This is a genomic window from Curtobacterium sp. B18 (assembly GCF_000333375.1).
Lineage (GTDB): Bacteria > Actinomycetota > Actinomycetes > Actinomycetales > Microbacteriaceae > Curtobacterium.
The window spans coordinates 1-8,034 of record NZ_BACZ01000131.1 but is presented as its reverse complement, the minus strand read 5'-3'; the positions used below and the strand labels follow the sequence as shown (position 1 = coordinate 8,034).

Annotated in this window: 7 protein-coding genes; 2 read left to right on the top strand and 5 right to left on the bottom strand. The window is 71.7% G+C overall.

What is annotated here, in order from left to right; genetic code table 11:
- Positions 1-737 (bottom strand): metal ABC transporter permease (locus I5E_RS26200; protein ID WP_261974850.1); only part of this gene is annotated, 737 nt, incomplete at its 3' end.
- Positions 738-787: 50 nt separating this feature from the next.
- On the opposite strand from I5E_RS26200, the gene aztA reads away from it, so the two are divergent.
- The gene (gene aztA / locus I5E_RS03570) at positions 788-1,414 is read left to right on the top strand and encodes a zinc ABC transporter ATP-binding protein AztA (protein WP_022905784.1); all 627 of its coding nucleotides are present in this window, start codon (positions 788-790) and stop codon (positions 1,412-1,414) included.
- An 18-nt stretch (positions 1,415-1,432) separates the two neighbouring features.
- Here aztA and I5E_RS03565 read toward each other — a convergent pair whose 3' ends face one another.
- The 4 genes from I5E_RS03565 to I5E_RS03550 are packed head-to-tail and all read right to left on the bottom strand — an operon-like array spanning position 1,433 to position 6,202.
- Positions 1,433-2,689: an MFS transporter gene (locus I5E_RS03565; protein WP_022905783.1), complete on the bottom strand. Its 1,257-nt coding sequence runs from the start codon at positions 2,687-2,689 to the stop codon at positions 1,433-1,435.
- 51 nt (positions 2,690-2,740) lie between these two features.
- Complete coding sequence (locus I5E_RS03560; protein ID WP_022905782.1) at positions 2,741-3,484, bottom strand: copper homeostasis protein CutC; 744 nt, start codon at positions 3,482-3,484, stop codon at positions 2,741-2,743.
- Complete coding sequence (locus I5E_RS03555; protein ID WP_042723560.1) at positions 3,481-5,025, bottom strand: M81 family metallopeptidase; 1,545 nt, start codon at positions 5,023-5,025, stop codon at positions 3,481-3,483. Before I5E_RS03555 ends, I5E_RS03560 begins: the two co-directional genes overlap by 4 nt.
- A complete protein-coding gene (locus tag I5E_RS03550; protein WP_022905780.1) occupies positions 5,018-6,202 on the bottom strand; it encodes an ROK family protein in 1,185 nt (394 codons plus the stop codon). The genes I5E_RS03555 and I5E_RS03550 overlap by 8 nt, the downstream gene beginning before the upstream one ends.
- Positions 6,203-6,417: 215 nt before the next feature.
- On the opposite strand from I5E_RS03550, the gene I5E_RS03545 reads away from it, so the two are divergent.
- On the top strand, positions 6,418-8,034 hold a 1,617-nt coding region (locus tag I5E_RS03545; RefSeq protein WP_022905779.1), incomplete at its 3' end, for a peptide ABC transporter substrate-binding protein.

Sequence of the window (8,034 nt, the reverse complement as noted above, 5' to 3'; positions counted from 1 at the left end):
GGCAGGTTCACGGCCTTCGAGGCCACGAAGAGGGACTCGCCCTCGACGAGGAACACGCCCGGAGCGATCTCGGCGTGCTCGTCCACCGGCTCGTCGTCGGTGTTGAGCTGCCCGAGGGCGAAGAGCTCGTCGGTGCCGAGGGGGAGCCGGAGCAGCGTCGGACCCGACAGCGTGCTCACCATGGTGGGGTAGTCGACGCACAACCCGAGCACCAGACCGGGCGCGAACGGCCTGGCGTAGTCGAGATCGGTCGGGTCGGACGCGACACCGCTGTGCTCGGACAGGATCCGGAGCCGGATGCGCTGGCGCAGTTCGTCCGCGCTGAGGTCTTCTACCGCCGGCTCGCTGTACGCCTGGATCATGCGGTCGAAGTGCTCGGCGACGTCGGTCGCGAAGGACCTCGAGGAGGAGACGATGATCACCCCGAGGGCGAGCATGCCGACGAACAGCAGCCCGATCGACGTGTCGTACGAGAGCCGGGCCCGTCGGCGGAGTGCACCGACCCCGAGCACCATCACCGCGGCGCTGACGGCGGCGCCCAGCACGACGGGGAACCCGGTCAGCGAGGCGATCGCGACGCCGGGGAGCATGCCGTGCGACAGCGCTTCGCCGAGGAAGGCCATGCCGCGGACGAGGACCCACGTGCCGACGACCGCGCAGAGCACCGCCGCCAGTCCGCCGCCCACGAGGGCGCGGACCATGAAGTCGACGGAGAGGGGATCGGTCAGCCAGGTCACGGTCGGAGACGCTACATGAAAATGACTATCGATACTGATAGTGTCCTCAGGTGCCCACGACGACCGACGCCACCCCCCTCCACGTCGCCGGACTCGTCGTCCGGCGCGGCGACCGGACCGTCCTCGACGGAGTCGATGCGACCTTCCCCGTCGGTTCGGTCACCGCGCTGACGGGGCCGAACGGCTCCGGCAAGTCGACGCTGCTCGACGCGCTCGCCGGGGTGGTGACGCCGGATGCCGGGGCGGTGACGCGCCGAACCTCCGTCGGAGTCGCCTACGTGACCCAGTCGGTCCCGCCGAGTGCGCTCCCGCTCACCGTCCGTGCCACGGTCCGCATGGGCCGGTGGTCCGGCCGTCCGTGGTGGCGGCCGCTCGTGCGTGCCGACCGCGACGTGGTCGACGAGCAGCTCGACCGGATGGGGATCGCGTCCCTGTCGGACCGGCCGCTCGACGAGCTGTCCGGTGGGCAGCGTCAGCGGACCCTCGTCGCGCTCGGACTCGCGCAGCGGGCGGGGGTGCTCCTCGTCGACGAGCCCACGGCCGGGGTGGACGCCGAGTCGGGTCGGCTCGTGGTCCGCGCGCTCGCCGACGAAGCAGCGTCCGGCGTCGTGGTCGTGCACGCCACGCACGACCCGACGGTCATCGCCGGAGCGGACCGGGTCGTCCGGCTCGGCTGACGGTGCCGGCGCCGTCCGTCAGGGGCAGGCGACGGCGACGGAACCGGTCGCGGTGGTCTCCGCCGGAGCCGACGCCACCGCCGGAGCCGGAACCGACGCCACCGCCGGGGCGGCGCTCGACCGACGGGTCCCCAGGACCACGAGCACGATCGCTCCGACGACCGCCACCCCACCGGCCAGCCAGAAGTCGACTGCCAGCCCGAACGACGACACCGCGGCGCCGCCGAGCACCGACCCGGCGGCGATGGCGAGCTGGATCGTCGTGACGAACAGCGCGAGCCCGGTCTCGGAGCCCGCGGGCGACGACGTGGACATCCAGGTCTGCATCCCGAGCGGCAGGGCGCCCCACACGAGGCCCCACACGACGAGCAGGACGAACACCCCCACGACCGAGTGCGCGAGCAGGGGGAGCAGGACGACGGCACCGGCGAGGACGAACTTCGCCGAGCCGATCGTGCCGAGGACGCTCCGACCGAGTGTGAACCCGGCGGCGAAGTTCCCGACGATGCCCGCGATCCCGAAGACCAGGAGTGCGACGGTCACGGTGTCGGCGTCGACCCCGACGAGGTCCTGCAGGTACGGGGCGATGTAGGTGTAGGCGGCGAACTGCGCGGTGAACAGGAAGGCCGCGGCGATCAGGCCGACCCGGGCGCGGGGGACGCCGAGGAGCGAGCCGAGCGTGCCGAACCGGACGCGCTGCTGCGCGGGGATCCGCGGCAGCATCGCCACCTGCAGCCCGAGCGCGACGAGCCCGAGCACCCCGCCGATCACGAACGCCAGCCGCCACGTGGCGAGGGACGACACGAGTGCGCCGAGGGGCAGGCTGACGACGGTCGCGACCGAGACCCCGGCGGTGATCAGGGACGTCGCGCGGATCACGGACTCGGGGCGGACGAGCCGTCCGGCGATCCCGGCGCCGATCGCCCAGAACCCGCCGATGCCGACGCCGAGGAGCATCCGGGCCACGAGCAGCACCCAGAACGCCGGCGCCACCGCTGCGAGCGCGTCCGCGACGACGAGCAGCACCGTCAGGCCGACGAGGACGACCCGGCGGTCGAGCGCCGATGTCCACACCGTGACGACCGGTGCGGCGACCGCTCCGACGAGGCCGGTCGCGACGACCATGAGCCCCGCGGTGCCGATGCCGACGTCGAGGTCGGCGGCGATGGCGGGGAGCAGGCCGATCGGCAGGAACTCGGACAGGACGAGGACGAACGATCCGAGTGCGACCGACGTGACGCTGAGCCACCCGCGGCGCGGTGCTGACGATGTCATGCGGGCGTCAAGCACCGATCCCCGCGGGCCATTCCCGCGTGACGCGGCGGTTCAGGCGTCGAGCGCGCGGCGGGCGGCAGCCACCACCTCGGCGTCGGTGACGAAGTGCGCCGAACCGTCGTCCGAGCCGCCCATCGGGACGCCCGCGTGGGCGCTGCCGACGGCGGGTCGCTTCGCCGACAGGTGCACCGCGGCCGCCCCGGTCGCCACGAGCGCTGGGACGTCGGCGGGGGTCACGCCGGCACCGGCCATGACCTGCACGGGCCCGGCGGCGTCGACCATGCGTGCGATGGTCGCGGCCCCGGCCGCCGCGGTCGGGGCGGCGCCGGAGGTCAGGACCCGGGTGAACCCGAGGTCGGCGAGGGTGGCCGCGGCGGCGACGGGGTCGGCCGCGTGGTCGATCGCCCGGTGCAGGGTGACCTCGGCCGTGGCGCTGACCGAGCGGGCGGCGTCCACGAAACGCCGGAGGGCGTCCTCGTCGAGCGTGCCGTCCGGACGCAGGGCACCGACCACGACGCCCGCCGCCCCGGAGCGCAGGACCGTGCGGACCTCGCGCACCATCAGTTCGACCTCGTCGCGGGTGTGCACGAAGCCGCCGGGACGGCAGCGGACGAGGGCGTGGGCGGGGATGCCGGTCTCGTGGGTCATCTCGACGAGCGCCTGGGACGGCGTGAGACCACCGAGCTCGAGCCCGACGCAGAGCTCGACACGGTCGGCGCCGCCGTCCCGTGCGACGATCGCGCCGGCGGGTGCGGTGACGGCGATCTCGAGGGCGACGGGGGCGGCGGTGGTCACGCGATGGCTCCGAGCGGTTCGTTCGACGGCGGGATGATCCGGGCGCCGAGGTCCGGCGCCGACGGGAACACTCGATCGTAGGGGAACATCGGCCGGACGATCCTGTGGTGTCCGAGCCGCTCGAGGTCCTGGTCGACCCCGCCCGGCGTCAGCGCGAGCATCCAGTCGGCGGCCATGTCGAAGAGCTCCGGCTCGAGGTACCCGATCTTGACGACCACCACGTCGGCGTCCCGCGGGGCGAGGTCGAGGTCGGTGAAGTCGTGCTCGTGGTGGTACGGCTTGCGGAGCGTCGTCAGGATCGCGAACACGCTGCCGACCTGCAGCACCACCTCGGTCTCGGCGTCCCGGTCGCCGTGCTTGATCGCGTGCACGCGGCCGGTCATCGTGATCGGCCCGGCGTGCACGTCGTCGACCTCGGCGCCGGCGGTCACGGTCACGGTGGCGCCGACGCCCGCCTCGACCGCGGTGGCGACGGCTGCCGGCCCGGGGACGCTCGCGTAGATCAGGACAGGGCCGTCCGGGTCGGCGAACGCCGGGTGCGCGAGCACCTGCGTCAGCCCCCACGTCATGTCGCCCGAGCCGCCCGCCGTCGGGTTGTCGCCGGAGTCGGACACGAAGTACGGGCGCGCGGCACCCGGTGCGAGCGCGGCGGCGAGGCACTCGTCGAACGAGCCGGTCGGCGCGACGAACACGAAGTCCTCGCGGACGTCCCAGAACGCCCGCGCGAGGCGCTCCGCACCGGCGGCGACGGCGGCCTCGTCCCACCCGGTGACGACGGTGACCGCTCGGTCGCGGGGCTGGTCCGCCCAGGCGTAGCCGACCCAGATCGCGGCGTCGAGCACACCCTCGGTCCGCTCGACGACCGGCACCTCGGCGTACAGCGAGGCCGCCGGTTCGATGCGGGTCGACGTCTGCTCGCCGGGCAGGAGGACCGGGATCGGCACCCAGGCCTTCACCGGACGCTGCTGTCCCACGGGCCTGGTGGTGAGCACGTCGACCAGGTTCGAGACGGCGCGCTCCTTCGTCTCGAGGGCGTCCTCGTGCGGGGCCATCCGGTAGCACGTGACGAGGTCCACCTGGTGGGCGAGCTCCGCCGTGACGTTGCCGTGCAGGTCCATCGACGCCGACACGATGACGTCCGGGCCGATCACCGCGCGGATGCGGCCGAGCAGGTCCGACTCGGCGTCGTCGAGGCCCTCGACCACCATCGCGCCGTGGATGTCGTACCAGAGCCCGTCGACGTGCTCGGCCGCGACGATCGCCGCCAACCGCGCGACGATCTCCGCCGCGAGCGACTCGTACGAGTCCCGGTCCACGATCCCGCCGGGCAGCGCGTGACCGATGAGCGCCCCGCGGAAGTCGGCCCGCGCCGACAGCGGCCCGAGGAAGTCGTAGCGCGCCACGACCTCGTCCCCGCGGTCCGGGTGGAACGCCGGCGCGTGGGTCCGGGTCGGCGTGAACGTCGAGGTCTCGATGGCGAGCCCGGCGATCGCGATGACCGGGCGACGGGTGGCGGGTGCGGTGGACACGGGGTCAGACACGGACGTTCCTGTTCCTGGTGGTGGACTGGGGGATGGGCGCGGACAGTTCCTCGAGCGACGCGGCGAGCCCGCGCTGCAGCGCGAACTGGCCCGCACCGACGAGGCCGGCGTCGGCGCCGAGCGAGACGGGCTCGATGGCGAGGTGCTGCGTCATGAGCGGGTGGCAGCTCTCGTACAGCTGGCTCCGCACGGCGGCGATGAACGGGTCGAGCGTGGAGAGGATCCCGCCGAGGTAGACCGTGTCCGGGTTGAAGAAGTTGACGTTCGCGGCGAGCACCTCGCCGAGGTACCGGCCCGCGAGCCGGACGGCGCGCGTCGCCTCGGGGTGGGCGTCCGACGCGAGCCGGACGACGTCGGCGGTCGAGGAGACGTCGACCCCGGCGTCCGACAGGATCCGCACCAGCGCGGCTCCGGACGCGACGGTCTCGAGGCAGCCCGTGTTCCCGCACGAGCACGGGGTGTCGCCCGCGGCGTCGATCCGGACGTGCGTGATGTCGCCGGCCGATCCGGTCGCCCCGCGGTACAGCCGTCCGTCGATGACGATCCCGGCACCGATCGCCGAGCCGGCCTTGATCGTGATGGTCTGCCGCCGGGCGGGGTCCTGCACGGTCTGCTCGCCCGCGGCCATGCAGTTCGCGTCGTTGTCGACGACCGAGGGCAACCCGAAGCGCTCGGTGAGCCACGAGCCCACCGGGAACCCGTTCCACCCGGGCATCCGGCTCGGCAGGTCGACCACGCCGGCTTCGACGTCCACCGGTCCGGGCAGGCTGAGCCCGACGCCCCGCAGCCCGGCGCGACCGCGCTCGTCCGCGAGCCGCTCGAGCAGGGCGGCCAGCCGCTGCAGCCCTGCGGTCGGACCGTCGGAGAGCGAGAACGGGACGTTCGCGACCGACTCGAGCGCGCCTCCCGGCAGCACGATGCCGATGCGGGCGTGCCCACCGCCGACGTCCGCGGCGACCGCGTACTCGTCCGCACCGCCGATACGGAGCACCTTACGGGGGCGGCCGCCCGTCGAGACGTCGGTGCCCTCCTCCGCGAGCAGGCCGTGCGACACCAGCTGCGCGACCACGTGGGAGACGGTCGAGGGAGCGGCGCCGAGCAGTGCGGCGATCTCGGTCCGACTGGACGCCTGCCCGGACGCGACGAGCTCCAGGACGCGGGCACTGAGGTCCGGCACGACTTTCTCCAATCCGGCGGAAACGCGGTCGACGAGTGACCGCGAGAGCGAGCCTAGGCGGCAGATCGACCGGTCCACCCTTTCGTCCGAACGGCAGAAACGAACTATTTACACGGAGATGTTTGTTTTTCCAACGGCTTTGGCCATTGACTGTCCCCGTGCCGCTCGGCACGCGTGCTCCACACCCCGAACCTCCCACGCACCAGGAGACACACATGACCAAGCCCCGTCGCTGGGCGCTCCTCACCGGAGCCGCGATCGCCGTGAGCGCGCTGCTCGCCGGCTGCTCCGGAGGCGGCAACGCCTCGTCGAGCAACACGACCGACGAGATCAACTACGCGCTGCCCGCCAACTTTACGCCGAACTGGATCCTCCCGATCGGCACCGCCGCGCACCTCAACACGAACAACGGGTCGATCGCGCAGTCGCTGTACGAGCCGCTCGTCGCCTACGACGGGTCCACCGGCAAGATCGCGTGGAACAAGGCCGGCTCCGTCGCGACCGACGCGACGTTCGCGAGCGACTCGAAGAGCGTCACCGTCACGCTCGGCGACCGGCACTGGTCGGACGGCAAGCCGATCACGAGCCGCGACGTCGAGTTCTGGTTCAACCTGATCAAGGCGAACAAGGACGAGTGGGGCTCCTACTCGAAGGGCAAGGCGCCGGACAACTGGACCTCCTTCAAAGCCGACGACGACACGCACTTCACGATCACGTTCGACAAGGCGTACAACCCGGACTGGATGCTCGCCAACCAGCTGAGCCACATCATCCCGCTGCCGCAGCACGCCTGGGACAAGACGAGCGCGAGCGGCTCGGTGGGCAACGCCGACGAGACCACCTCCGGCGCGAAGCAGGTCTGGAAGTACCTCAACACCGCCGCCGGCAAGATCTCCGACTACGCGAGCGACGACCTGTGGAAGACGATCTCCGGCCCCTACGGCGTGAGCTCCTTCACCACGGCCGGCAAGGTCACCCTGACGGCGAACACGAAGTACGACGGCGGTGAAAAGCCCTCGATCAAGACGGTCAACCTGCTGCCGTTCACGACGACGGACGCCGAGGTGAACGCCGTCCGCTCCGGCGAGGTCGACTACGGCTACATCAACGCCACCGACATGGACCAGAAGTCGTCCTTCACGTCGAAGGGCTACGAGGTGCAGCCCTGGACCGGCTGGGCGATCACGTACATGCCGTACAACTTCAACAACCCCACGATGGGCGCCGTCTTCAAGCAGCTGTACGCCCGTCAGGCCGTCCAGATGTCGATCGACCAGACCTCGCTGTCCAAGGTCGTGTTCAACGGCACCGCCACCTCGACCTACGGCCCGATCCCGCAGGCGCAGGAGTCCGACTACGTGTCGAGCACCCAGAAGGACAACCCGTACCCGTTCAGCACGAAGAAGGCCAAGGCGCTCCTCGAGTCCCACGGCTGGTCGGAGCAGGGCGGCACGATGGTCTGCACCGACCCGGGCACCTCCGACAGCCAGTGCGGCGAGGGCGTCACGAAGGGCACGAAGTTCACGATGAACGTGCTCTCGCAGTCCGGCTCGACCGTCACCGACAACATGATGAGCGCGATCCAGTCCTCGCTCGCGAAGACCGGCATCGGCTTCACCATCAAGACCGCGCCGGTGTCGAGCGTCCTGTCGCAGACCCCGACCTGCACGAGCGACGAGGCCAGCTGCGACTGGGACCTCTCCTTCTTCGGCACCGCCGGCAGCTGGTACTTCCCGGCCTACCCGACCGGTGAGTCGCTCTTCCAGACCGGCGGTTCGGCGAACTTCGGGTCGTACTCCAACGCCGACGTGGACAAGCTCATCGACGCGACG

Bases quoted from the DNA above. Each gene is read 5' to 3' on its own strand.
- I5E_RS03565 (WP_022905783.1), bottom strand. From the start codon at position 2,689: ATGACATCGTCAGCACCGCGCCGCGGGTGGCTCAGCGTCACGTCGGTC.